At 38.6% G+C, this 23,181-nt stretch carries 27 protein-coding genes; 6 read left to right on the forward strand and 21 right to left on the reverse strand.

The window, feature by feature from the left end; translation table 11 throughout:
- Window positions 1–98: 98 nt before the first annotated feature.
- From CD004_RS12045 to CD004_RS12065, 5 genes are all read right to left on the reverse strand, one after another.
- Complete coding sequence (locus tag CD004_RS12045; protein WP_233434857.1) at window positions 99–620, reverse strand: RNA polymerase sigma factor; 522 nt, start codon at window positions 618–620, stop codon at window positions 99–101.
- A gap of 68 nt (window positions 621–688) precedes the next feature.
- A complete protein-coding gene (locus CD004_RS12050) occupies window positions 689–2,644 on the reverse strand; it encodes a DUF6449 domain-containing protein (RefSeq protein ID WP_102262990.1) in 1,956 nt (651 codons plus the stop codon).
- Window positions 2,619–3,518, reverse strand: a complete 900-nt coding sequence (locus CD004_RS12055; RefSeq protein ID WP_102262991.1) for an ABC transporter ATP-binding protein — start codon at window positions 3,516–3,518, stop codon at window positions 2,619–2,621. Before CD004_RS12055 ends, CD004_RS12050 begins: the two co-directional genes overlap by 26 nt.
- Window positions 3,493–3,900, reverse strand: a complete 408-nt coding sequence (locus CD004_RS12060) for a GntR family transcriptional regulator (RefSeq protein WP_102262992.1) — start codon at window positions 3,898–3,900, stop codon at window positions 3,493–3,495. The genes CD004_RS12055 and CD004_RS12060 overlap by 26 nt, the downstream gene beginning before the upstream one ends.
- Window positions 3,901–4,158: 258 nt before the next feature.
- A complete protein-coding gene (locus CD004_RS12065) occupies window positions 4,159–4,641 on the reverse strand; it encodes a GNAT family N-acetyltransferase (protein WP_102262993.1) in 483 nt (160 codons plus the stop codon).
- Window positions 4,642–4,831: 190 nt separating this feature from the next.
- Between CD004_RS12065 and CD004_RS12070 the strand changes: the two genes are divergently transcribed.
- Window positions 4,832–5,740 carry a VanW family protein gene (locus CD004_RS12070; protein WP_233434858.1) on the forward strand — a complete coding sequence of 303 codons (909 nt, stop codon included), beginning with the start codon at window positions 4,832–4,834 and terminating at the stop codon, window positions 5,738–5,740.
- Window positions 5,741–5,866: 126 nt separating this feature from the next.
- Complete coding sequence (locus tag CD004_RS12075; protein ID WP_404809831.1) at window positions 5,867–7,960, forward strand: peptidoglycan D,D-transpeptidase FtsI family protein; 2,094 nt, start codon at window positions 5,867–5,869, stop codon at window positions 7,958–7,960.
- 111 nt (window positions 7,961–8,071) lie between these two features.
- Here CD004_RS12075 and CD004_RS12080 read toward each other — a convergent pair whose 3' ends face one another.
- Entirely contained in the window at window positions 8,072–8,575 is a 504-nt protein-coding gene (locus tag CD004_RS12080; protein ID WP_102262994.1) for a hypothetical protein, read from the reverse strand.
- A gap of 157 nt (window positions 8,576–8,732) precedes the next feature.
- Complete coding sequence (locus CD004_RS12085; protein ID WP_102262995.1) at window positions 8,733–9,203, reverse strand: GNAT family N-acetyltransferase; 471 nt, start codon at window positions 9,201–9,203, stop codon at window positions 8,733–8,735.
- 448 nt (window positions 9,204–9,651) lie between these two features.
- Between CD004_RS12085 and CD004_RS12090 the strand changes: the two genes are divergently transcribed.
- Window positions 9,652–10,215 (forward strand): GNAT family N-acetyltransferase, encoded by a 564-nt coding sequence (locus CD004_RS12090; protein ID WP_102262996.1) that lies wholly within the window; start codon window positions 9,652–9,654, stop codon window positions 10,213–10,215.
- A gap of 102 nt (window positions 10,216–10,317) precedes the next feature.
- Here the strand turns inward: CD004_RS12090 and CD004_RS12095 are convergent, their stop codons facing one another.
- From CD004_RS12095 to CD004_RS12115, 5 genes are all read right to left on the reverse strand, one after another.
- Window positions 10,318–10,815: a GNAT family N-acetyltransferase gene (locus CD004_RS12095; protein ID WP_102262997.1), complete on the reverse strand. Its 498-nt coding sequence runs from the start codon at window positions 10,813–10,815 to the stop codon at window positions 10,318–10,320.
- Window positions 10,816–10,873: 58 nt separating this feature from the next.
- On the reverse strand, window positions 10,874–11,794 hold the full coding sequence (locus tag CD004_RS12100) for a DUF1002 domain-containing protein (RefSeq protein ID WP_102262998.1): 921 nt from the start codon (window positions 11,792–11,794) through the stop codon (window positions 10,874–10,876).
- A gap of 198 nt (window positions 11,795–11,992) precedes the next feature.
- Window positions 11,993–12,733 carry a hypothetical protein gene (locus CD004_RS12105; protein WP_102262999.1) on the reverse strand — a complete coding sequence of 247 codons (741 nt, stop codon included), beginning with the start codon at window positions 12,731–12,733 and terminating at the stop codon, window positions 11,993–11,995.
- A 4-nt stretch (window positions 12,734–12,737) separates the two neighbouring features.
- On the reverse strand, window positions 12,738–13,442 hold the full coding sequence (locus CD004_RS12110; RefSeq protein ID WP_102263000.1) for a hypothetical protein: 705 nt from the start codon (window positions 13,440–13,442) through the stop codon (window positions 12,738–12,740).
- A 32-nt stretch (window positions 13,443–13,474) separates the two neighbouring features.
- Window positions 13,475–14,059 (reverse strand): YdcF family protein, encoded by a 585-nt coding sequence (locus CD004_RS12115; protein WP_102263001.1) that lies wholly within the window; start codon window positions 14,057–14,059, stop codon window positions 13,475–13,477.
- A 257-nt stretch (window positions 14,060–14,316) separates the two neighbouring features.
- Between CD004_RS12115 and CD004_RS12120 the strand changes: the two genes are divergently transcribed.
- Window positions 14,317–14,841, forward strand: a complete 525-nt coding sequence (locus tag CD004_RS12120) for a MerR family transcriptional regulator (RefSeq protein WP_233434859.1) — start codon at window positions 14,317–14,319, stop codon at window positions 14,839–14,841.
- A gap of 124 nt (window positions 14,842–14,965) precedes the next feature.
- Here the strand turns inward: CD004_RS12120 and CD004_RS12125 are convergent, their stop codons facing one another.
- The 7 genes from CD004_RS12125 to CD004_RS24445 form a co-directional block, all read right to left on the reverse strand.
- On the reverse strand, window positions 14,966–15,166 hold the full coding sequence (locus tag CD004_RS12125; RefSeq protein ID WP_101641882.1) for a cold-shock protein: 201 nt from the start codon (window positions 15,164–15,166) through the stop codon (window positions 14,966–14,968).
- 108 nt (window positions 15,167–15,274) lie between these two features.
- Window positions 15,275–16,303, reverse strand: coding sequence for an ion channel (locus tag CD004_RS12130; protein ID WP_102263003.1), 1,029 nt, complete (start codon window positions 16,301–16,303; stop codon window positions 15,275–15,277).
- Between the two features lie 18 nt (window positions 16,304–16,321).
- Window positions 16,322–17,551 (reverse strand): glutathionylspermidine synthase family protein, encoded by a 1,230-nt coding sequence (locus CD004_RS12135; protein WP_102263004.1) that lies wholly within the window; start codon window positions 17,549–17,551, stop codon window positions 16,322–16,324.
- Between the two features lie 10 nt (window positions 17,552–17,561).
- Window positions 17,562–18,026, reverse strand: a complete 465-nt coding sequence (locus CD004_RS12140; protein WP_102263005.1) for an RNA helicase — start codon at window positions 18,024–18,026, stop codon at window positions 17,562–17,564.
- A 15-nt stretch (window positions 18,027–18,041) separates the two neighbouring features.
- Window positions 18,042–18,440 carry a DUF350 domain-containing protein gene (locus CD004_RS12145; RefSeq protein ID WP_102263006.1) on the reverse strand — a complete coding sequence of 133 codons (399 nt, stop codon included), beginning with the start codon at window positions 18,438–18,440 and terminating at the stop codon, window positions 18,042–18,044.
- A gap of 15 nt (window positions 18,441–18,455) precedes the next feature.
- A complete protein-coding gene (locus CD004_RS12150; protein ID WP_102263007.1) occupies window positions 18,456–18,899 on the reverse strand; it encodes an aminotransferase yhxA in 444 nt (147 codons plus the stop codon).
- 201 nt (window positions 18,900–19,100) lie between these two features.
- Window positions 19,101–19,226, reverse strand: coding sequence for a hypothetical protein (locus tag CD004_RS24445; RefSeq protein WP_264190890.1), 126 nt, complete (start codon window positions 19,224–19,226; stop codon window positions 19,101–19,103).
- Window positions 19,227–19,313: 87 nt separating this feature from the next.
- Here CD004_RS24445 and CD004_RS12155 point away from each other — a divergent pair, with 87 nt between their 5' ends.
- Both CD004_RS12155 and CD004_RS12160 read left to right on the forward strand, forming a co-directional pair.
- A complete protein-coding gene (locus tag CD004_RS12155) occupies window positions 19,314–20,288 on the forward strand; it encodes a LacI family DNA-binding transcriptional regulator (RefSeq protein ID WP_102263008.1) in 975 nt (324 codons plus the stop codon).
- 56 nt (window positions 20,289–20,344) lie between these two features.
- On the forward strand, window positions 20,345–20,530 hold the full coding sequence (locus tag CD004_RS12160) for a hypothetical protein (protein ID WP_102263009.1): 186 nt from the start codon (window positions 20,345–20,347) through the stop codon (window positions 20,528–20,530).
- A 256-nt stretch (window positions 20,531–20,786) separates the two neighbouring features.
- On the opposite strand, the gene CD004_RS12165 is transcribed toward CD004_RS12160, so the two are convergent.
- Window positions 20,787–21,353, reverse strand: a complete 567-nt coding sequence (locus tag CD004_RS12165; protein WP_102263010.1) for an MEDS domain-containing protein — start codon at window positions 21,351–21,353, stop codon at window positions 20,787–20,789.
- A 278-nt stretch (window positions 21,354–21,631) separates the two neighbouring features.
- Complete coding sequence (locus tag CD004_RS12170) at window positions 21,632–22,630, reverse strand: NAD(P)H-dependent flavin oxidoreductase (protein WP_102263011.1); 999 nt, start codon at window positions 22,628–22,630, stop codon at window positions 21,632–21,634.
- Window positions 22,631–23,181: the final 551 nt, after the last annotated feature.

The raw sequence follows: 23,181 nt of genomic DNA on the forward strand, positions 1-23,181 counted from the left end.
TGACGCACCTCTTCTACTAAATATTTGAATAAAATATATTTTTTACCATTAATTAAGCCCAAAAAATAGGCGATTGGTTAATCGCCCAAATAGAACTATTAGGCTGGGTACTTCTCTGACATAACTTTTTTCAGTTGTTTTCGAGCTCTGTGGAGACGTGTTTTGACTGTCCCTGATTTAATATTCAATTTGCAGGCGATTTCATCTTCTTTTAATCCGTATTGAAACCTCAATACCAACACTTGCTGGTACTCATTCGTCAGCAAGAACAGCATATGTTGAATTTCTTCTTTAAATAGGATGATTTCGACTTCCTTTTCTAGCGATTGGTTGTTATCATAATCACTGAAAATTTGCTCCATAATGCTCTGGTCAGAAGGAAGCCATTTTCTTCTTTTCTCTGCCCGCAAATAATCAATTGCAGTCCTTGCCGCGATTGCTGCTAACCATGAACCGATTTTATGTGTATCTATGATGGTATCTGCCTTTTTGTATGCCTTTATGAAAGTCTCCTGGACTACATCTTCTGCTAGATGTCTATCTTTAGTAATACTGAAAGCAATTTGACAAAGCTTTTTCCCGTGGATTCTATAAAGCTCGTCAAAATCAATCTTAGCCATATCCATCCCCCTTGCCCTATAACTAACATTTGCAAGCTTCACTGCTTACAATCTTTGTCTAGTGTTTTTTACTTAAAATACTCCTTGATAAATGCTGGTGCATCTTTATCGCTAAATGTACGAATCTCTTTGTGATTACCTGCTTTGTATACGAAAATTGCGGTATACGGGGCTTCATTAAACCAGCCATAACCTGCATTCTCGATCGAAGAGAGCAATTGGTCTTGTTCACTCAGTTTAAGTGCGTTTTTATCGTTCATAATACGATTAATTATTTCTTCTTCAGGATACTCTTTGAATTGTTCCTGTTCTATTGAATCATTTGTCACGACAATATAGTCTATATCATCAGGTGTCACAATTGCTTCTTTCAGCATGTCGTTTTCCTCCAGCCATGCGATGAAGCTTTTATATGAATGCTTTAATGCTATATGGTCATAATCGTTTATGCCTGACATAATTTCAATCGATGAGGTGTTACCTACTGTATAATAATCAATTGTAAATGGTTCTTGCTCAATTTCCTTTTTAAGGATTGCAATAGCCTGGTTAATTTTTTCCTTATCGGTAATTGTCAACTGGCTATCAGTTATGTGTTTGTTTATTCTAATAGAGGTAATGTCATCTGTATTCATCTTAAAAATAGGCTGATGTGCATGCTTATACTCTAAAGATTCAAATATCTCTCTCATTTTGGGCTCGTAATCAAATCGATCGATGGTGTACTGGCGTACCAGTTTATCTCCATTTTTCAATTCATAGATAAAGAGAGCAAATTCCTGTGATTTCATTCCTTGTTCATTCTTTTTTTCATTATTGATGATACTCTCGTGGAACTTTCGGACTGCCTCAATATTTTCTTGCTGGAATAGTGGTTTGGGAGCAAGTCGATCATCCGCGTCCATATAAACATGATTCGCGTAGGTGACACTTTTAATCTCATCTAGAGCAGGCACCTTATTTTCGTATGGAGCGAACGCTTGAGTCATGAGGATCAAGACCGCCATCGCAACCGCAAAATATCCAAGGCCTTTTACTTTTCCAAAGACCCTCCATGTTTTCTGAAGAACCATTTCGGCAGCGAAGTATCCGATGATCCCTCCAGCTGTGTATCCAAATATCAGCCAGGCAAATTTATTCTGCATTGCATCGAAATACATGCCACCTAGAAGCATCATGCAGAAAGCTGCTCCGTATTTAAAAACTACTTTCAAACCATTAAAAGCAATTGCTTCCGATGCTGCTTCAATATTCCTTTTTTTATAGATAAATAGGGACAGGACATATGAGACCAATACAAAGACTGAATATAAGAGAACTGCCTTCACAGATATTGACTGACCCTCTAAAACAGTCAGATGTGAAATAGGCGAAAGATATTCTATATTCCTAATCTGATAATAATCACTAGGAAAGCCATACAACATAAGTCCAAGATTATAGATAACCAGCAGAGTGAACCCGGCCGGAAACAGTAGCATGATGTATGTCAAGACGCCCTGGACCACCGAAATACCTGTGACCATTGCTATAAAAACTCCTGACAGATAAAATACAGCGTTAAATAACACGACGATTCCTGTCCATCTGAAAATATCGTCCATCTCGAAATATAAATTCAGGTCATACACACTGTGAATTAAAGAAGTAGCCATCGCAATCAGGATGACTGGAATTATCAGAAATACAAACCCTGTCAGTGTATAAAAGTGGAATATATCCTGCCGTTTCAATGGCAGACTATGGATTAAATCTGCTGCCTGCTTCACATGCAGAAAACGATAAAGAAAGATTGCCATAACAACTGGCACTGTAATAAACATGATGAACTGTATTCCAAAATTGAAATCAAATAATCTTTCCACTGGCATGAAATCACGGTAGTTCTCACCGGAATACATCATCATGATTCTTAATGGAATCGCGAAAAATAATGCCAGGAAGTAAATGACGGATATCCAGCCGACGTTTCTTCCAACCTGGAGTACCATTTCTTTGTTAAACAATGATGTTTTTGATTGCATAGCCGATATCCCCCATTTCATATATAAATATCTCCTCTAAGGTCAATGGGAGGATATCAAAAATAACAGGGTCGGTTTGATTGATAATCTTCTCGATCTCATCCTCTTTCCCCCTGATAATACATACCATGACACTTCCCCTTCTTTCGCAGTGGAGCATTGCCAGTTGATTTTCAAGGTGCTTCGGTGTTTCTCCCTTATAAGCTACTTGAACCTTATGTATATCAGATTTGAGGTCATCAAGGTCTTTTTCCAAAAGAAGTGACCCATGATGTACAATTCCAATATGGTCGCAAATATCTTCAATTTCACGCAAGTTATGGGATGATATCAAAATCGTCATTTCCCTGTCTGCGACATCCTGTATCAATAGGTTTTTAACCTTTTTCCTAGCCACCGGATCCAATCCATCCATGGGTTCATCAAGAATCAATATCTCAGGCATCGTCGATAAGGCGAGCCAGAAAGCTGCTTGTCTTTGAATCCCTTTTGAAAAGGTATGTAATTTTTTGTTCATGCTGAAGCCGAATACCTCGGCTAATTTCATAAATCTTGCTTCATTCCATGAAGGGTAAATGCTTTTATAGAAATTCGCCATCTGCTTGACTGTATACTGAGGAAAGAAATATGGCTGGTCGGATATATAAAATATCTTTTCTTTTAAGGCTTGGTTTTCGAAGACCGCTGAACCTTCCAGAAGCACCTTCCCAGAATCCTGTTTATAAATTCCAGCAAGCAATTTAATGATGGTAGTTTTACCTGCACCATTCGATCCAATCAAACCGTATATTGAGCCTTTATTAATAGTTATATTGACATTTTTTACTGCCTCGTGTTTTTCAAATGTTTTATTTATATCGATCATTTGAATCATCTTGCCCGCTTCCCCCTTTCAAACCATCAAGGTTACCAATCATCTCATGTAAATCTTTCGCAGTAATGCCCAGGTAAAATGCTTCCTGTAGCAGTTTTTCCAGATCCTGCTTCACCTGCAGTATTTTATCTGCATCCTTGCCAGGTTCCATCGCATTGACAAAACTCCCCTTGCCTTTTAATGAATAAATGAATCCCTGAACCTCAAGCTCTCTATATGCCTTTTGGATTGTATTCGGGTTTATTGTCAATTGCTGTGCCATCTGACGCACAGAAGGCAATTGTTCATCAGGTTTGAGCACTTCATTAATGATCAGCTCTTTCATCTTATCTACCAGCTGCTCGTATATTGGTTTTCGGCTCCTCAGGTCAAGCTCAAACATAATGACCCCCTATCTGTACTAAGTGTACTATTATTATTAATACAGTTAAATTATATGCCAACCACTTCCAAAAAGATAGGGGATATTTTCTTAATAATTTCTTAAGAAAAATTAAGAAATCCATGCCTAACTCATGATGGTGAACTATATAAGGAATGGTTATATTATCTATTTAGTGTAATTTTACACAAATAGTATATGCTATAACAAGGCTTTGAGAGAAAAATAATTCGACAAAAAAAAAACACCCTAGCGTAGCTAGAGTGCTAATTTATAGCAGATAAAATCGCATATTTCTTCTGTTTCTTTTTGAAAAAGACATCTATCTAAAACTTTTTGTGATGGTAAATTATCTTTGGTGGTTTTCGCATGTAATTCTTTCAGGTTCATCTTCTTTGCCTCTGAAATAAGCAATTGCAGCCCTTTAACAGCAGCTCCCTTGCCAGTAAATTGTTGTCCTACCCGATAACCGATCTTGCCGGATTTAGTTACCCAATCAATATCGACAAGGTTCATTCTACCGATGATTTGTCCATTTCCGTCTTTGATTAAATAAAACAGAGACCTCCTATCACCCTGTTCCTCCAATAACTCCTCCAAGATTTCACTAAAATCTTCAAATCTAAAATACGAATCTGGTCTTGGAGGGACAAACCTTTCGAAAAAATTTTTGTTATCTTTCTCAAACGCGAACAATTGCTCCGCATCATCCAGTGACAATGACGATAAATACAGGTTCATACTTTTTTACCCTCCAATTTTGAAGTTACTTTGAAGATGTATTACATCAAACAATCATGATTTAGACTCGATATCTAGGCATATTTACTATTCGCCATGTTTTCTCTAAAACCTTTCCAACAAACACCAACTAATCCAAAATACATTAAACACCACCTGCTTATCCATAATAAAATGGGAGGTGAAGAAGTTGAAATGGTTATTAGCAATTGGACTTATTCTTTCTAGCAGTACAGCAGATAATCATGATGAAATAGATCTAGTTTGGGATGGTGAATCAATTGTAGAAGTTCAGCGATCAGACTTTTCGATTCCATGGTTTGGGTATCCAATTCTAAACCATACAATGCTTGAAACATTAAATAAACAGATGACTCTTCAAATTAAGAAGGAACCTACAAATGCAGGTTTGGATGAATACGGGAACATCATACCAGAAGAAGTGGGATATATTCTTGATGAGAAAAAGTTCAAGGGAAAATTCACAGCAAGTTTTTTTGAAAAACATCATTCACGATTAGAAGTGCCGACCTTACCTGTATATCCGAAGGTAGACAGCGAAATCATTGCCAATATACGAACAAATCTAATTGGCCATTACATAACATATTTCAATAGTAGGAACAAGGAACGGACCCATAACATTAACCTTGCTGCGGAAGCAATCAATAATCATGTTGTTTTTCCCGGGGAAACCTTCTCCTTCAATAAAACTGTCGGCAAACGTACCGCCTCACGCGGTTATCAGCCTGCACCCATAATTGTTAGAGGAGAATTATCAGAGGGAATTGGCGGAGGTATATGCCAGGTATCATCAACACTTTTTAATGCAGCTGATCGCTCTGGCATGAAGATACTCGAGCGGTATTCTCACAGCAAGCAGGTTCCCTACGTCCCACCTGGCAGGGATGCAACTGTCAGTTGGTATGGACCTGATTTCACATTCAAGAACAAATACAACCAGCCTATTTTAATCAGGGCTAAAACTTATCCTGGAAAAATGATCGTTATGATTTACTCATCTGATGAAATCAATATAGAAAAACGCAAAATTCCCAGTACGGATAGTAGTATTATAATACCTGAAGAAGCCATATGATTATAAAAGGAATCCTCGCCAAGCAAGGATTCCTTTTATTTTACAGGAAAACCTTTACATTGTAGTTAAACTTTACGTACACTTATGGTAATAGATGGTTTTTATATAAATATATTTTCATAGGATGTGAGCTACTTGCCTAAAAAAAAGAATACAACACCAATAAGGGTCAATATTCTATTCTTTTCAGTCTTTATCCTCTTTTCATTGCTGGTACTTCGCCTCGGCATTGTCCAAATCGTCCATGGTGAAGACTATAAACGCGAAATTAATCGCAAGGAGGATGTGACAGTCAATAACCCCGTCCCGCGAGGAAAAATGCTGGACAGAAACCATAAGGTTATCGTCGACAACAAACCACTGAATGCTATTACATATACGAATGAAGGTGCTTCCCAGAAGGAAATGCTCCAAGTAGCTGCGAAGTTAGCCAAAATCATTGATAAAGATACAGATAAAGTCCGAGAAAGAGATATGAAGGATTTCTGGATGATCAAGCATCCAGAAGAAGCAAAGAAACTTATAAAAGATAAAGAAATGGAGCTTTTCAGAAATAAAAAGCTGAAAAACAAAGATTTATATAAACTACAGCTTGAGAGAGTTACAAAAAACCACCTTAGTCAACTAACTGAGCAGGATATTGAAGAGCTTGCGATTTTCAGCATCATGAACAGCGGCTATAAATTCGTGCCGCAAATCATCAAAAATGAAGGTGTCACACAGGAAGAATATGCGCTAGTCAATGAAAATCTGTCACTGCTTCCTGGTGTTAATGCTACAACAGACTGGGACCGCGAATATAAATATGAAGACGCATTCAAACCTGTACTAGGAAGAATTACAACAAGCAGTGAAGGTCTTCCTGCTGAAAGACTTGATTATTTCATGTCCCGGGGCTACACACGTAATGACCGTGTTGGGAAAAGCAATCTCGAACTGGAATATGAGGATGTACTTCAGGGTAAAAAAGAAAAAATAGTGAATGTGACCGATAAAGCCGGCGAACTTCTGGAAAAGGAATTGGTTTCAGAAGGACAGCGCGGAAAAGATCTTGTCCTAAGTATTGATTTGGATCTTCAGCTTGCTGTCGAGGAAATAATTGAGAAGGAATTATGGGCTGCCAAAAGATCTCCAGGCTCAGGTTTACTTGACAGGGCATATGTGGTTTTAATGGATCCAAAAACCGGCGAAGTCTTAACAATGGCAGGAAAAAGAATAGTCAGGGATCAGAAAACGAAGGAGTATTATTTAGAAGATGATGCTCTAGGAAATATTCTCAATACTTTTAATGTGGGCTCTGTCGTAAAAGGCGCCACTGTTTTGACAGGATATAAAACAGGTGCCATCAATCCTGGCCAGTCTTTTGATGATCGCGGTTTGCAATTCAAAGATACACCTTTAAAAAAGTCATATAGCTATTTAGGCAAGCCAAATGATATAACCGCTCTTAAATTGTCATCAAACGTATATATGTTCCATACTGCCATTAAAATTGGCGACGGAGTTTACAGATATAATGATACACTTAATCTTGATCCTCAGGTCTGGGAAAAGATTCGAAATTCATTCGCTTCATTTGGATTAGGAGTCCGTACTGGGATAGACTTGCCAAACGAACAAACTGGTGCTAAAGGCGCTAATAAGCCAATTGGTAAAGTGCTGGATTTGGTCATTGGACAATACGATACTTATTCAACTATGCAGCTGGCACAGTACATTTCCACTATTGCAAATGGCGGCTATCGGATGCAGCCTAGAATCGTGAAGGAGATTAGAGAACCTGCCATGAATGGAGAACAGCTTGGGCCAGTTTATATATCCAACCCTCCTAAAGTACTTAATGATATCGGCATGAAGGGAGAATGGATGAATCGAGTGCACATCGGTTTTAAAAAGGTAATGCAGGAATCAGGTGGTACAGCTTATCGCTATTTTGGCAATGCAACATACTCGCCTGCTGGGAAGACAGGTACGGCTGAAGCTTTTTATGATGGGCCTCTCAGAAAAAAAGGAGACCCACTGATACAAACAATGAACCTGAGCCTTGTTGGTTACGCACCATCTGAAAACCCTGAAATCGCTATGGCAGTAATGGTCCCGTGGGCTTACCAGGGCAGTGTTGACCACGGTGCTAACAAGAAAATTGGCCGTGCTGTGATGGATGCATATTTCAACATGAAAAATGGAATTGAGCAAACTACTGATAAAACAGAGGAATAAAAGGCCAGTTTCTATAGTCTGTATGTTTTCGCATCTAAAGAAAAGGTTCTGCTAATAATGACTGAAACTAAAAAAAGCTGTGCCAGATGGCACAGCTTTTCTTAGTTCTTACTACAACTCTTTCGCAAGAGAAGGCTTATTCATTTCAAGGCTTTCAAATGCAGCGCCAATTTTTTCTTCACCCTGTGTGAATTTTTCATCAGCAGCATCAAAAGCTGGAGCATCTTTCTTTAGCTCTTCTGATTTCATTTTATACGATTCTGCAATATCTTTAAGAGCAGTTTCAAGATCCGCTTTTTGATCCTTTAAATCTGCAGGCACTTCAAGTCCTTCTACCTTGGTTGCAACAGCGGCTGCTGATTCACTCGCAGCTGCCTTTTCTTCAGGTGTTGGCTCCTCTGCTCCCTCATATGCATTTAAATCCGCATCAGCATCATTAATTGTCCTTACGATGCTCATGTAAAATTTATACATAACACTCTTTGGGTTTGCAGCAGGTTTTTCAGCTTCCTCTGTTTCTTTATTTTCAGGTTGTGCTTCTTCTTTTTCTGCTGAACATGCAGTCAACCCGATTGCGATTGTGATCGCTGAAAGTAAAATCCAAAACTTCTTCATCTTTCTTCTCCCCTTCATACTATATATCGCTAAATGTGAAACCTAAATTTCACACAGCTTTTTCATTATAAAGGGATTATTTAACAAATACAAATTATTTATGGCCAACTTTATTAAAAAGTCCCCACTTGCCCAAAAGCAATAACGAATTATTTATTCACCGCTTTACCATGATAAGGTATTCATTATTATCAGTTTTGAATTCAAACGCTACTCTAAATCCCATGTTTTCATATAACTTCATTGCCCTCTTATTAAACTTAGCGACAGTCAACCTAAAAATTGTATTAGCATTTAAAGGTTCAAGTTCATTTAAGATAAAAGAAAAAAAGAAAGAACCTTTCCCCTTTCCAGTTAACTCAGGATGCATTCCAACTCCTACATCAATTGCTGGTTCGATATATGCACCTGCCCCTCTCCCAGCAGGAACCTGGGCTGAATGCCCACTGCAATAAAACCCAACTAATGCCCCGCTTTCGTCCTCTACGGCTATATAACCCTCATTCATTAATTCACTTATTGCATCATCGGTGACATCATTATTATATAAATCATACGGCGGCTCATACTTCCAACTTAAAATATCCGTCGCAAGAACCTTCGTCATCTTTCTGCTATATAACTTCATCACTCTTCCCCCTAGCTATTTATAAAAAGAGTTGTCTTATAAATAACTATAAGACCTTATATTTTTTGAGTGGTTTTTTTTACAAATAAAATCTATTACTATTTTGTCATTTTTTCGTAATAATTGGTTTAATAGGTTCAACTGCGGGAATATAAGTAGTAACAGAACAAAAACAATTAATGACAGGAGCGATTACATAATGATTACTACATTTGCATTACTTGGAGGAGCTTTCGCAATCGCCGCTGGATTAAATTTCTTCGCAGTTAATGAAAATGCATTTATAGATGACGAAGCAACCAACTAAGAGACGCTGTCCGCAGCGTCTCTTTTTCTGTGGATTTGAACATTTTTTGTATTTTTGTTTAGGCGCAGGAAATACTAGAATGAAAGAGAATTAGTTAAGCATAAGCGTCTAGCCTCATATCTATTAAGGAGGTACGTATACATGCAAACACCAGATATATTATCAGGTGAACAGATTATTTTGTGCAAAGTTAAAGAAAAGGATTTGGACACATGGTGGGGCCTCATCCACAACGACGAACATCCTGAATGGAAAAAATGGGATGCACCATACTATCCTCTAAGGCGAGAAAGCCTTGACAAGTTTAAAGAACAAATGACGAACCTCATCCATCAGGGCTATGACAGAAAGTACCTAATTAAAGTAGACGATGAAATTATCGGAATGGTGACATATTACTGGGAACACGAATCTTCACAATGGCTGGAAATTGGGATTGTTATTTATTTGCCAGAATATTGGAATGGCGGGTATGGGACAGAGGCATTAAAAATATGGATCGCCCACCTATTTGAAACTTTCCCGATTCCGAGGATCGGCTTTACAACCTGGTCCGGCAATTCCAGGATGCTTACCGTCGGTAAAAAACTGGGAATGGTAGAAGAAGCTCGAATTAGGAAATGTCGACTCTATAATGGAAAATACTATGATTCAATAAAAATGGGCTTATTAAGGGAAGAATGGGAAGCTCAGCAACATTCATGAATCGGTGAAATGCTAAGGACTCTCAGCTAGGCAAAGCAATTTAAGCTGTAAAAAACAGGCTAAAAAAGCTCGTAATTCCGAGTGTTTTTAGCCTGATTAATTTTATAGTATTCTGGACATATAAAATTCATCTTTATATTCACCATCGACAAGCAATGAATCCTTCTTGGTACCTTCTAATTCAAAGCCCATCTTCTTGTACAATGAGACACCTGCCCGATTCTCTGTCATCACCGTTAATTCCAATCTGTGAATCCCAACTTCATTCCCCCAGCTTAAAAGCTCTTCAAAAAGTCTTGTGCCAATTCCGGAGCCGCGAAAACCTTCCTTTATTCCAATAACAAGATAAGCTGTATGCCTAGTACGATTTGTACTTCCTCCTTTTGCAATTAAATAGCCTGCCAGTCCACTTTCAGCTTCTGCCAGGAAAATATTTGAGTTTTCCTCAGCCCTAAGAGCCTGAATCATTTTTCTTTGAGCCTCAGGATTGAATTTCCTTTCACCAGGTCCATACAACATGAATTTCGTTGTTCTTTCAACTTCTTGTATGAGTTGTGCAAAATTATCTGTATCTCGTTCTTCGGCTTGTCGGATAATCATATTAAGTTTCCTCGCTATCTTATACTATTTCAAAAAAACAGAGGAAAAATCCTCTGTTTTATGAAAAGATACTCTTTATGCTTTCAATTAATTCCTTAAAGAAGTTCGAGACTGATTCCAGGAAGCCTTTATCTCCAACCGCTTCCTCGATTCTCTTCTGGATATCAGTAGAAAGGTTTTCTAACTGAGTTTTCACATTGTCAAAATTGATGTTCAAATCACGCATTTTATTGAACAAGTCAACAAGTAGCTGTCTGTCTTCAGGGCTAAGCTGTATTTCAAGGGACTTTAACTTTTCATCGATTATTTTCTCGATATCTTCTTTTGTTGCTGGGTTTTGAGCAGCAATCTCTTTTTTGATTTCTGTCAGGAGCTCACTCACCTTATCCTGATCAAGCCCCTCTTTTTTTGCAAGTTTCGTTGCCAGGTTCAATTCCTGGTTCGCAACCTCTGTTCGATCCTTATCCAGGGCCGTTCCATCACCCTCATCATATGCCTTATAGATTCCCACTAATGCAGAGTGGCCAGTTACCTTGACAGGTGAAGCGACATCCACAATAGCGTCCTCTATTCCTGCAGTCAACAGTGCGTTGGCATACATTTCGTCGGTTACTTCAGTAATATTCTCCGGAGTGACCTGGTTGATCACCAGTCCTTCGCCGGTATCCTTCCTGGTAATCTTGGCAGATGAATACATATTTGAATGCTCATCGCCGTCGATATAGGTTACGAGATCTTTTCCTGTAACGACAATTTCCTTAACTTTTGAAGGGTCTTTTATCCCTAGTAAATTTCTAACTTCACCTTTTTGCTTCTCTGACAGTGCTTCTCCATAAACCACAATTGGTGGGCCATACTTCTCATTTATGACATCCTCGTCATTATCATTGGAAGCAAATGCAGGAACAGTATAAATACCCAAAGCGAAAACAAACAGGCTAAATAAAACAGAGATTTTCATCAAGTGCTTAACTTTCATTAGTTGTTTCTCCTTTATCACATTTTTTTACCTATTTACCCTTCTTACATCAGATAGAATCTGATGAATGATTTTCCATCAGTTCTGCTCTTTTTCACAAGTTCCCTTATTAATACGAATATTTCCGTGAAAAAGTTTCATTAACAAGCTCCTGGATAAGAATCAATAGTTTTGTTTCATTTAATTATCACAAGCATATTACCTTATAAAAATTTCATTTTCATTTAAAAATCTTAGATGCTCTGTCGATGAACCACCACTTCCAAAACCATTAGTGTTTGGGTAAGAGGGATACTCAGTGTTACCGTCAGTTGATGTTGACTGCCAGCCAAAGTAATATTGAGCCGGCGGAAAAAAGTCAGCAAAAAAAGATTCAGGTTTCATTGCTGCCATAAGTTTATTTTCTGCTTCCAAAAACTTTTGCCAATCTGAAGGAATTGAAATATACCCATATGACTTCTCCCCAGCCTCTGCCCTGAAACCCATTTGTATACCGGGATCATAATGTTGCCTCCCTTCACTGACGGAAAACCCTCTTTCTTTAATTAAATATAACGTCAAATAATCCAAATTATTCTCCGGATGAAAATTCCACATAATATAATGAGAAGAAGGGTCATCAGCATCAATCTTCCAGATCTGCGGCATGCTTCCGGTAGAAAAGCTTGATAATTGCCACTCATGCTTCTCCCACTCCCAAAAGCTTATACCATGGCCTTCTTCTTCTGTAACGAAAGGAATATACACATGCTTATCATCAAGAAAAATCGTGTCCTGTATTTCCGCAATTCCCACTCTGTTATATGGATCATTCAAAATCGCCTTTATTTCCGCCTTATCTGGAAAGGCTGCTGGAGGAGCTAGATAATACCAATATAAAAATCCGGCAGAAATCAGAATCAGGATAAGTAAAATAGGCACAAGCACCTTTTTGCGCATTAAGTTACTCCCCCTTCTTCAGCAAAGATTTTTCGGCACGAAAATATACTTGCTTTTGGCCAGTTGAGATTAATATTCCTTTACCATCTTGTTCAATAAAAATCATAGGCTCGATACCGCTCCCCCATTTTGCCTTAATTCCTATAAGCTGATATGGAAATCTTTCTTCAGCTTTTGAAAGTTCACCAGCAGACTCAAAGGCTTCGTAATACCATTTTTCACTATATACTGATTCTTCCTTGAAACTGTCCAACTGAACAATAAGAGAATCCTTGTCCAATATATTACGGCCAGCCGAGGGATGCGTTTGAATTATCTTTCCTTTGTTGATATCAGAAAGATAGGTTGATATCTCGCTGCTAGAATAAATGACTGAATTCACTAGAGGAAGAATGAGCGACACTGCTAAAAATATATAATTGGCGAAGAAACCTAACCAGGCATATTTCCGATACTTATCCCAGCTTATGCCCTCTTCTTTACGTGAATAGATTCCATATAAAATCCATACACCAAGCGGAAGGATGGCTAATTTTATCTGTTGGTCTATATATGGCAGGTTAATAGAAAAAGAGAATAGACCCACGAAAATAACAATTGCCAGTTTCCATTTTATTGGTTTTAAATCCTGCTTACTATAGATACGTCTTGCCAGAATGAAAATAGCCCCCCATGCCACTAGATTCAAAACAATCCCTGGTGCGTTCATCTATTCACCTCATTTTCTTTAATGCTTTATTTCTACCTGAACGCATTGATCATGAAATACTTTGTCAGTGCCAGGTATTCTCTTATATAGGATTTCAACACTGCTTGTATTGGCGTCTTTGCAGCCAAACCATTAATCTTCAGTTCTTCATCGTCTGCGATCATCTTGGCACGGAAGATATGGAAGTCATTCGTCACCACTAAGCCAATCTCAGCCTTTTCAGGAATTATTTTTTTAGAAAATCCAATATTTTCGTACGTGTCAGTAGACTTGTCTTCGAGGATTATTCTTGATTCTTCGATCCCATGTTGCATCAGTTCCCTTTTAATACATTCGGCTTCAGATATGTCTTCCCCTGGTCCTTTACCTCCGGAGGCGATCGCAATAGTATCGGGATTTTCCTTTAGATAATGTGCTGCATGGTCAATACGGTATTGTAGAGCCAACGAAGGAACTGTTCCTTTGACCCGCGCTCCTAGTATTATCATATAATCAGCATTCTTCGGCACATCCATGTTAGCGTACTGGAGTATTTTGTATTGAAGGTATCCTACATAAAACAAGGAAATGAGAAGTCCTGCTATCACAATTTTTTTGATTATAGATTTCTTTTTCATAAATATTAACCCTCCAAATCGCTACTCTAATATTACCATCCTTTACCATGGAAGGTTTGTAATTTTCTTAAAAAAGTGGATAACTTGATAAAAAATAACATATCTCGACTGATTTTTATATTAAAGTCTTGGCAGTTTTACCTAAAAGTGTGTATGGTGGTGTTTCTTCACTTTCTTTGCCGAAAGTCAACTAGTTTTGTCAGAGACAAAGGAAATCCAAATAAAAAAGCGAAATTTTATTAAAACAAGGAGGGGATATGATGAATACTAGCGCAGTAGCAAAGCTGCTCGGCGTTTCACCGAGCACAATTCAACGCTGGGTGAAGCAGGCAAACCTTCAAATGGAGCGGACGGAGTTAGGACATTATCAATTTTCCGAGGAAAGTATCGAGATCTTAAAAGACATAAAAGAACAGCTTAATAAAGGAGTTTTATTGCAGGATTTAAAAGTTAAAGGAAGAAAGCATAGAAAAGCAACAATTCCTTCAGTTAAACCAGATATGGCAATGGATAAGCTAATGAAGCGGATGGAGGATTTCGAAAACAGACTTAACCGAAAGGCTGATGAAGTTGTATCTTATCAAATCCTTCAGCATCGCAGGGAAATTGAGGAACTGCAAACTGAGGTAACAAGGCTGAAAGAAGTGATTACAAGCATGGAGGAAGCCGCAGCGCAGCAGGAACAATTAGCCAAGGAGGAAAATCAACCCTCTTTAACACCTATTTCTTCCTTAAGGAAATTCAGAAAACGAAATATGATCAGTTCCTTTTTTGGATTTTAATTCGGCACATCAAGGATGTGTTCTTTTTTTGTGAATTTCACTCCTTAAAAGTAACAATGTTTACGAAAAAGACAAATCAAAAAAACAGACCCAGCAAATCTGAGCCTGTTTTAGATATCCTTAGTTAGACTTTCTGTACGTTTGTCGCTTGAGGGCCACGCTGGCCTTGTTCAACATCAAATGTAACTTCTTGTCCTTCATCTAAAGATTTGTAACCTTCGCCCTGGATTGCTGAGAAGTGTACAAATACATCTTCCCCGCCTTCACGTTCGATGAATCCAAAGCCTTTTTCGCTGTTAAACCATTTTACTTTACCACGTTCCACAATTGTTGCCTCCTAGCGATTAAAAAAATTGCAATTTAACCTTGCGTGATTATTATATCCGTCTAAAAATATTTTAAACCAAAAGAGAAGAATATTTTTGACGAAGGTTTAGCTGCATAACTTTTTATAGGTTGCCTCATCACATATGACAAACATCTCTGTACCCTCAGGGATTTGTTCATTATGTTTCCTGGCAATATCAAGCGCGTGTCCATCTGATATGAGTGTTGCCCCCAGATCAAAAAGCTCCATGGCCGCTTGCTTGTAAGTAGTCCAATGCGGCTTCTTTTCGATTTTATAGAGGTTTTCTCCTTCCATATTGCTGAGCAGTTGTTTGAACAATTTGCTCGAACCAGGAAAGATCGCTGCCTGAGCCATGAGTTTAGATACTGATTCATTGGATAAAATAAATTCATCAATGTTCGCATGCTCGAACAAAGCAATATGCTTTTCTTTCATGATTTCGGCAATCGTATATATATTTCTTTTTGATTGTTTCGAGATATGTTCTACCCTTGATGCTATAAGCAAAGTTTTCCCATCAGCGTATTCAGGAAACTCAATTCGATCATCTGTAAAGACCGCTACTGATTTGGACTCAAGGATATTAGCCTGAATTAGAATTTCTTCTTCAGCAGGGTTTCCGCTGACAAAGTGTACTCGGTCATGCTGCACTGGCGACTCATTGCTATGATCGACAATGACTATATCGCACTTTTTATTGGAGTTCAGGATTTCCTCAACAACATTACTAAGTTTATCTTTTGAGGAGCCGATCAGAATATAATGGTCCTTTCCTTTATACGCCAACTTCCCTTCCTCCTTCATTTTTTTATACAAAGTCAAACTATCAAAAATTTTGCCGATGATAATACCCATTGCCCCAATTCCGACTGTATATAGCAGTACCATCGTGAAAATTCTGCCTATATCACTGCTGGGTGAGTAATCACCGTAACCAACCGTCACGACCGTGGTCATTGTCCACCAAACTGCATCAAGGTATCTTGGAAAAGTTTCCGGTTCAAGTGTCTTGATAATCAAGCTGCTTAATAGGATCACTCCAAGAACGATCAAGGTGATCTTCAAAAGACTGACTTTCATCAGTTTTGTAAACAACTTTTGTAAAATCCACATGAATTGACCTCCTTTCTCTTAAGACAACCCCACTGGTAAAAAGCAAGAAAGGTTGTTTGTTATTTGTCCTCCGACACGGTAACCGAGCGCCGATGATTTTCCGTTAACAAGAAAACTCCCCGTCAAAACATGTCCTTTTTGCTTACCTTTTTCTGAATTGTATGTAACAGTGGGCAGTTCGATATACTGCTGAAAAATAGATGAAACATCGTGGTAATTTTTATGTTTCTCTTCCATTATCAATTCACCAGTGGAACTGTATATCTCGACTGTGTCTCCTTCTCTCCCGAAGATAGGCTTTTTGACAAAAGGAAGCTGCTTCGTTAAAAACGGCTCCGCTTCCAAATAGGTAGGCAGGAAATATTCGTTGACCCAGTCATGCTCTTCGGCGGTGAAAAATGGATCATTATCTTCATGTAATCCCCATATTACCGCCTGCACAGCCTTATTCTGCAATAAGAAGGCAGACGGAGGATTGATCATTGCCAATTTCTTTGTTTTTACAAGTTCAAGCAGCCACATACCGATTTTATTTCCAGATTCGTCTTCATCCATTATGAGGCTTTCTATTGGAAAAGTTTGCCGATAGAGGATGTCAATCTTGCGTCCTGTTTCATCATATAGTCCAGTCCCTGGTATGATCCTTAGTTTATCTAATGCAATGAACCTGGAAGGGAGGCCATATAATTCTTGCAAATATATAACTGTATTTCGGTCTTCGATATTGTCTTCATGTGCAGTGAAAACAACATATGGTTCAATTTCGTCCAGCCATTTTGCAGATGCAGCGACAGCAATCCGGACAGCTCTGGCCAGTTGATCCTCCATTCCTTCATTTGGATTCCTGAAGCCAAATTGAGTAGCTACAGAACCATTTACGCTAAATAATTCCTTAACGAAGGTTGGAGTATCAGAATTGATCTCAATGCACTTGTATGTATTTTCTGTTTTAATCAGGTCCAGCCTTGCGATTACACTTTCATCATTTAATGTCTTGAGCCTTATAAAATCGAGGGTTTCAACGGGATACCCCAGTTCACTCAAGGTATCCAGTTGAACATTTCTCAAGAGCTCAGTAACTTTAAAAAATATTCTGCCGATTCTATTAGTACAAAGCCTGATTGCTTCTACTTCTCCCTGATCAATGGTGGATATATCATATAGAGCATATTCTTCTCCATACAAATCAGGCCAGAAGTTCTTTATTCCACTATAAAAACCTTCTCTATTTGCTTTGTAGTTATTCATGGAATGCCTCCTATTCCATGTCGTTTTCACCAATGGATTTAAGATACAGGACGTAAACTCCCCGATCTTCATCCACTTCAGTGGAGGTAACAGCCATTTGCCCGAAACCAGGAACATCAATAATATCCTTTAAGAGATAGCGGATTACATCAAGGTGTGTCCGACAAGGAACGGCAGTTAGCAACTTGTAATTCTCACTTTCCTTGAATCGTCGGAATTCCACGTGGATCCCCATCCCCCGGTAACTTGTCTCGCCAAGGACATTATTGTTCCTGCCCCTGTCCTCAAGAACGAGTATTTCCTCATCCCCAGCCATCTCATTGGATATCAATTCATACTGGCTTCCTTTAATAATGAAATAAGTGCAAAGCTGGCGGGCATAAAACTCATCTATTCCAACATTCGGGATCGTATATTCGTATAATGGTTCATAGTTATCTTTTCCATCATGAACAAAGTAAGTTAGTTTTTTCATGGATGTTTTCTCCTCCTAATAAGAAAGGCTTTTTGCAACAATCCAGCCAACAGAAAGGGAAAGTGAGAAGAGAATGACACCCACAGAACGGTTATCTTCTTCAATCGCTTTTTGGAGATTATATCTGACCGTAACAACCTCAGCGACAAAGAATACAATGATCTGCGTAAAAATACCAATGGATCCCCAGATAGCCATATCAAGAAGGGATAGCGAATATTCTGCTGCTGCTCCCAGCACGATTGCAAGTCCCAGCATTTTCCCTCCAAGCGAAAGTGCTGCTGTTATATTTCTTTTGCCAATCAGTTCAAACTCCTTAATTTTTGGAGTAGCCAGCACGAATAAGCCGACACCTGCCGTAAGCAAAAGCAATCCAAGTCCTAAATAAGCGGCAAAATTCAAATATAAATTCATCTTTGTTTATCTCCCTTAACCGCCAGTAGTGCTTCTTGACCCGCTGCCGAATCCTGAACTGCCCTTTGGCGAAGTATTTTTATAATTGCTGTCCAGTCTTGCTCCTTTGAATGATGAACTGTTCTTATACTTCATATAGTCATTGCTCTTATAGAGTAATGATCGGTTCGCAAAGAACATACCAGCGAAAAAGTAATGCCCAAAATATGGAGAGTTATTATCATCACATTCCCAGACACCGTCTTCGTTGTCCCATTCCCAGTCTGTACAATCGGTCCCTTCTGGTACGGGAGGGATATCCTGGTCCTGCTCAGATTTCCAATCCTGCTCTTCATCGCCAGATACATCCGGTTCCCAATCCCTGTCCGGAATGGCCTGTGGGTTGTTATTGCAGCCAGCGAGCCCCATCATCAAAGCCGTAGCAGAAATACTCGCGATCACCTTTTTTGTTTTGCCCATTTATTTCACCTCTTTCTTATTGACGTAAATATTTACGGAAGACCTGGGAAAAAGTTTCAAATTTCTTCTCACTTTCCAGATTACAACCTTCTTCTTATTTTAACACTTTCCACACGCTGTGATGCTGAATTCTACAATTCGTTTGGTATGCACTATGCATTATAGAGTGAATGACGAATGTTCGTTTTTTCCTTTTAACATTCAATCTTTCCCATCAAAAAACTCCTCGAAATTAAATTTCTCAATTTCCGCGTTTCCCAATGCGATTTTTGCTAAAATAATTTCAAATAAGCATAAACCTGCTAACATAAGAATTCCTGCAACCATAATGACAGCTCCTTTAAAATATGTTTGCATATACAATAATTTATGGAACGCGTTTCAGGTCAAGAATAAACTTTGTGAGGTTTTTAAATGGCTAATATCAGAGAAATTGCCCGAATGGCAGGCGTGTCGGTTTCCACTGTGTCACGGGTGTTGAATCATCATCCATATGTAAGCCCAGATAAACGGGAAGCAGTTCTGAAAACCATAAGAGAACTGGATTACAGCCCTAATATTAATGCTGTTCATTTATCCCGGGGAAAGACAAATATGGTAGGAGTCGTACTGCCTACGATCAATCACCCTTATTTTTCAGAACTCCTGGAAGGAATTGCTGAAGAAGCAATGAAGCATAATACCCAGCTGGTTCTCTTCCAGACAGGTTATCATCAAGAAAAAGAATTCGAAGCGTTAGAACAACTTCGAGGCCATCTTATAGATGGTGTTATATTTGCTTCACGTGCAATTCCATTTGATTCACTTTTGAAGTATAAAAGCGCGGGGCCAATTGTGTTATGCGAAGACTCTGATCAAGATGATTTTCCATCTATATCAATTAAACATGTTGCCGCTTTCAACCTGGGGTTGGAATTTTTAATATCAAAAGGTCATAAGCGAATTGCCATTTGTCTTGGGAGACTTGAAGGAACAAATAGCCAAAAACGCCAGAAGGCATACGAGGAAAAAATGAAGATGATTGGTCAGAAGGTACAAAAGGAATGGATTATTGGTAAGTGTTTAATGATTCAGGATGGGAAAAGAGTTGTGAATCATTTTTCGAAAATGAAAGAAAAACCTACAGCCTTTCTAGTGGGAAATGATCAAGTAGCAGCCGGAATTATTACCGAAAGTGTAAAACAAGGATTTGCTGTCCCTGAAGATGTAGCCATTTTGAGTTTTGATAACCATCCGATATCTGAAATTATGGGAATAACAACAATTGACATCCCCACTAAACAATTAGGTTCATATGCCTTTAACTCATTTATTAAGCGGTCTGGTGATAGTACAAATGCAGAGAAGATCGCCCTTCCATTTACCTTAATTCAACGACAATCTGTTTAAAGAATAAAAAGCGCAAGCGCCTTGTTCAGCCCCGACAAGCGCTGGAGTGCCTGACAGTGAAGTCACTCTTTTACTTCATTGGCAGGACCGAAATTGAAATGTATAGCCGACTGCCCAGAAACACAGCAACTGGAGACTCCGACAAAGAAGCGCTTTTTGCTTCTGCCGGCGGAGTTGAAGTTTCGGAGGTTCTAGGAGGCGACACTAGACAAACGTCTCGAGGAGTTAGGATCCGCAGCTAGACAAGCCGAAATGCGGAGGCGACTGCTCAACTCCGACAAGCGTTGGAGGGCCTGACAGTGAAGTCGCTCTTTGACTTCATTGGCAGGACCGAAACGTCTCGAGGAGTTAGGAGCCGAAGCTTGACAAGCGTCTCGAGGAGCTATCTGCTGCAGCTGGATTAAGAAAACTCAAAATAGTTATCATCCACATCGAAATAATTTTATAATTTCCTGGATAATCAAAAAACCTGCCATTCAGTCGGCAGGTTCCTTATTATCAAATAATGCTTTTCCGATCAATACGTACAATGTTATCATCTGTCATGTAATAGTCATGGGAATCCAACAATAGCTCTTTTAAAGATTCAGGTACCCTATTGGCATCATAACCACAAATTGTGATTAAATTTGTGGCCTGAAGCATTGCGTCTGCTTCTTTTTCGTAATCGCCAAGATTCTGGTAGATTTGTTCTTGATCTCTCCATTCAACATGAGCCCAAGTCTGAATAGGAATATTATTTTCCAAAAAAGGTGAAAGCATGTTATCTAAATAACTAAGAATAGTATTCTTATTAAAGTTGCCGCGATAGCAGTAAAATTCATAATTATTGATTGTGTGAATCATTTCCTGTTGTTCCTTATCAAACTCAGCTTTGATTCTCTTCTGGAGTTCAGGCATAATCCGGTCATTTTCTATGATCATCACGTGGTTGCCGAGTCCAATTGCCGCTGTAACATAGACTATTAGGTTATCAACATATTTCTCTTCGTTTTCGAATGAGTAAAAAATATGGGCACCATTTTCTTTAACAGTAGAGATCAAGTCCTGGATTTTTTTGCGCATTGTATCAGTCTCCTCCGAATTCAAGGGAAACAAACAATGAATTCACATATTCAAAATATACCCTTTATCATAACACACTTCTATCCATTAATCGATTAAACTTGTTTAAGATTCAGTCACACCCAATTATATATATACGATTAGGGTTTAAATATCCCTTTATTATCCCAAATAAGGTTCTTTAATTATAAATTTTTGAATTACTCAAAAGATCACCATTTTTCACTGGAATTATTAAAAAAACCCACCGAACAATTGCATGATCGGTGGGTTTAGTATTATTCCATAATAAAAGTCTTGAGTTTGCTTGCTTTCTCATTTAAATTACTTAAAGCATCATGGTATTCAGTTTCTAACTGGCTAATAATCTCCGATGCAGATTGTATATCCTTAATAGCTCCAACTCCCTGCCCTGCTGACCAAATATCTTTCCAAGCCTTGGCATTCGTCTCTCTCTGCATCGAATCAAAATTAACATTATCTTTTTTCTGGAGGGTTTCAGGGTCCAGTCCTGCCCTGACGATGCTTGGCTTTAGCATATTCGCTTTGACACCAGAAAAAGCATCGGTGAGAATAAGGTCTTCTTGAGTTGCATCTACTACCATTTGTCTGTACTCATCATTCGCCATACTTTCCTTTGCCACAATGAATCTTGTCCCCATGTATGCAAGGTCTGCTCCTGCAGCCTGTGCAGCAAGTACGGCTTTTCCGGTGGTGATTGATCCTGCCAGAACAATGATTCCATCCCAAAAGGTCCGTACAGAATCTACGAAAGCAAAGCCATTCAGTTCCCCGGCATGGCCTCCTGCTCCGTTAGCGACTAAAATAAGACCGTCTACTCCTGTCTGTGCAGCTTTCTTGGCAAATTTCACATCACTGACATCTGAGAAAACAAGGCCACCATATTCATGAACAATGTCTACCACTTTCTTAGGACTCCCGAGTGACGTGATAACAAGCTGAGGTTGATGCTTTTTTATTAAGGCAAGCTCTTCCTCAAGCCTGCTGTAAGTACTATGTACCACCATATTCATAGCCCATGGTGCGATTTTCCGTTCTGGCTCTTGTTTTTTTGCTTCTGCTAATTCGTCATTCAACCTGCCCATCCATTCATCTAGAACTTCAATTGGCCGGGCGTTTGGAGCTGGAAATGATCCAATCACTCCGTTTTTGCAGCAGGAACTAACCAAATCAGGACCTGAAACAAGGAACATTGGAGCAGCTATTGCAGGAACAGATAGCTGCTCCCACCAGTTTTGTGGAATAACTTTACTCATCGTATCATCCCTTCTACATTTCTAAATTTTCTGAATATCTTTATCATAGTTTAACTTACCGGATTTTTCAATCTTGACGAGGTTTTATTATTTTAAAAAAAGAATCCCCCACTTAATGCTAAAGGGGTCTCTTTGGAAGTGCGAAATTATACATAACAGTACAAGTAATGTAGAGAAAAGAAGTGGTGATTAGCAATTAGTTCATCATGCTTTTTAACTTCCGAATTATATAATTCAAACTTTTATGATGGAATTACACTGTCAATTTTAGATAGGGAGTTTTCAAAGAAATACCCGATGGGATAAATAGTCGGAAAAATTCCGCTTAATAAGTAAATTGCGCTGAAAAAAGACTAAATAGACGGAGAAATTCCGTCTATTGATTCGAAAAACACTAATTTGGTGGAATTTGCTTGGTATAAGAGAAAAAACTCCGCTTATTTAGCCAAAAACGTGCTCCATTCTGAATATAACCGGAAAAACTCCGCTTATTTTACTTTCGCTGATTTCTTATTTATGGACCAGACTTCTTTCTGCTGGTGCATCTATTT

The organism is Mesobacillus jeotgali, assembly GCF_002874535.1.
GTDB lineage: Bacteria > Bacillota > Bacilli > Bacillales > Cytobacillaceae > Mesobacillus > Mesobacillus jeotgali.

Bases quoted from the DNA above. Each gene is read 5' to 3' on its own strand.
- CD004_RS12045 (WP_233434857.1), bottom strand. From the start codon at position 620: ATGGCTAAGATTGATTTTGACGAGCTTTATAGAATCCACGGGAAAAAG.
- CD004_RS12050 (WP_102262990.1), bottom strand. From the start codon at position 2,644: ATGCAATCAAAAACATCATTGTTTAACAAAGAAATGGTACTCCAGGTT.
- CD004_RS12055 (WP_102262991.1), bottom strand. From the start codon at position 3,518: ATGATTCAAATGATCGATATAAATAAAACATTTGAAAAACACGAGGCA.
- CD004_RS12060 (WP_102262992.1), bottom strand. From the start codon at position 3,900: ATGTTTGAGCTTGACCTGAGGAGCCGAAAACCAATATACGAGCAGCTG.
- CD004_RS12065 (WP_102262993.1), bottom strand. From the start codon at position 4,641: ATGAACCTGTATTTATCGTCATTGTCACTGGATGATGCGGAGCAATTG.
- CD004_RS12080 (WP_102262994.1), bottom strand. From the start codon at position 8,575: ATGAAGAAGTTTTGGATTTTACTTTCAGCGATCACAATCGCAATCGGG.
- CD004_RS12085 (WP_102262995.1), bottom strand. From the start codon at position 9,203: ATGAAGTTATATAGCAGAAAGATGACGAAGGTTCTTGCGACGGATATT.
- CD004_RS12090 (WP_102262996.1), top strand. From the start codon at position 9,652: ATGCAAACACCAGATATATTATCAGGTGAACAGATTATTTTGTGCAAA.
- CD004_RS12095 (WP_102262997.1), bottom strand. From the start codon at position 10,815: ATGATTATCCGACAAGCCGAAGAACGAGATACAGATAATTTTGCACAA.
- CD004_RS12100 (WP_102262998.1), bottom strand. From the start codon at position 11,794: ATGAAAGTTAAGCACTTGATGAAAATCTCTGTTTTATTTAGCCTGTTT.
- CD004_RS12105 (WP_102262999.1), bottom strand. From the start codon at position 12,733: ATGCGCAAAAAGGTGCTTGTGCCTATTTTACTTATCCTGATTCTGATT.
- CD004_RS12110 (WP_102263000.1), bottom strand. From the start codon at position 13,442: ATGAACGCACCAGGGATTGTTTTGAATCTAGTGGCATGGGGGGCTATT.
- CD004_RS12115 (WP_102263001.1), bottom strand. From the start codon at position 14,059: ATGAAAAAGAAATCTATAATCAAAAAAATTGTGATAGCAGGACTTCTC.
- CD004_RS12120 (WP_233434859.1), top strand. From the start codon at position 14,317: ATGATGAATACTAGCGCAGTAGCAAAGCTGCTCGGCGTTTCACCGAGC.
- CD004_RS12130 (WP_102263003.1), bottom strand. From the start codon at position 16,303: ATGTGGATTTTACAAAAGTTGTTTACAAAACTGATGAAAGTCAGTCTT.
- CD004_RS12135 (WP_102263004.1), bottom strand. From the start codon at position 17,551: ATGAATAACTACAAAGCAAATAGAGAAGGTTTTTATAGTGGAATAAAG.
- CD004_RS12140 (WP_102263005.1), bottom strand. From the start codon at position 18,026: ATGAAAAAACTAACTTACTTTGTTCATGATGGAAAAGATAACTATGAA.
- CD004_RS12145 (WP_102263006.1), bottom strand. From the start codon at position 18,440: ATGAATTTATATTTGAATTTTGCCGCTTATTTAGGACTTGGATTGCTT.
- CD004_RS12150 (WP_102263007.1), bottom strand. From the start codon at position 18,899: ATGGGCAAAACAAAAAAGGTGATCGCGAGTATTTCTGCTACGGCTTTG.
- CD004_RS24445 (WP_264190890.1), bottom strand. From the start codon at position 19,226: ATGGTTGCAGGAATTCTTATGTTAGCAGGTTTATGCTTATTTGAAATT.
- CD004_RS12155 (WP_102263008.1), top strand. From the start codon at position 19,314: ATGGCTAATATCAGAGAAATTGCCCGAATGGCAGGCGTGTCGGTTTCC.
- CD004_RS12165 (WP_102263010.1), bottom strand. From the start codon at position 21,353: ATGCGCAAAAAAATCCAGGACTTGATCTCTACTGTTAAAGAAAATGGT.
- CD004_RS12170 (WP_102263011.1), bottom strand. From the start codon at position 22,630: ATGAGTAAAGTTATTCCACAAAACTGGTGGGAGCAGCTATCTGTTCCT.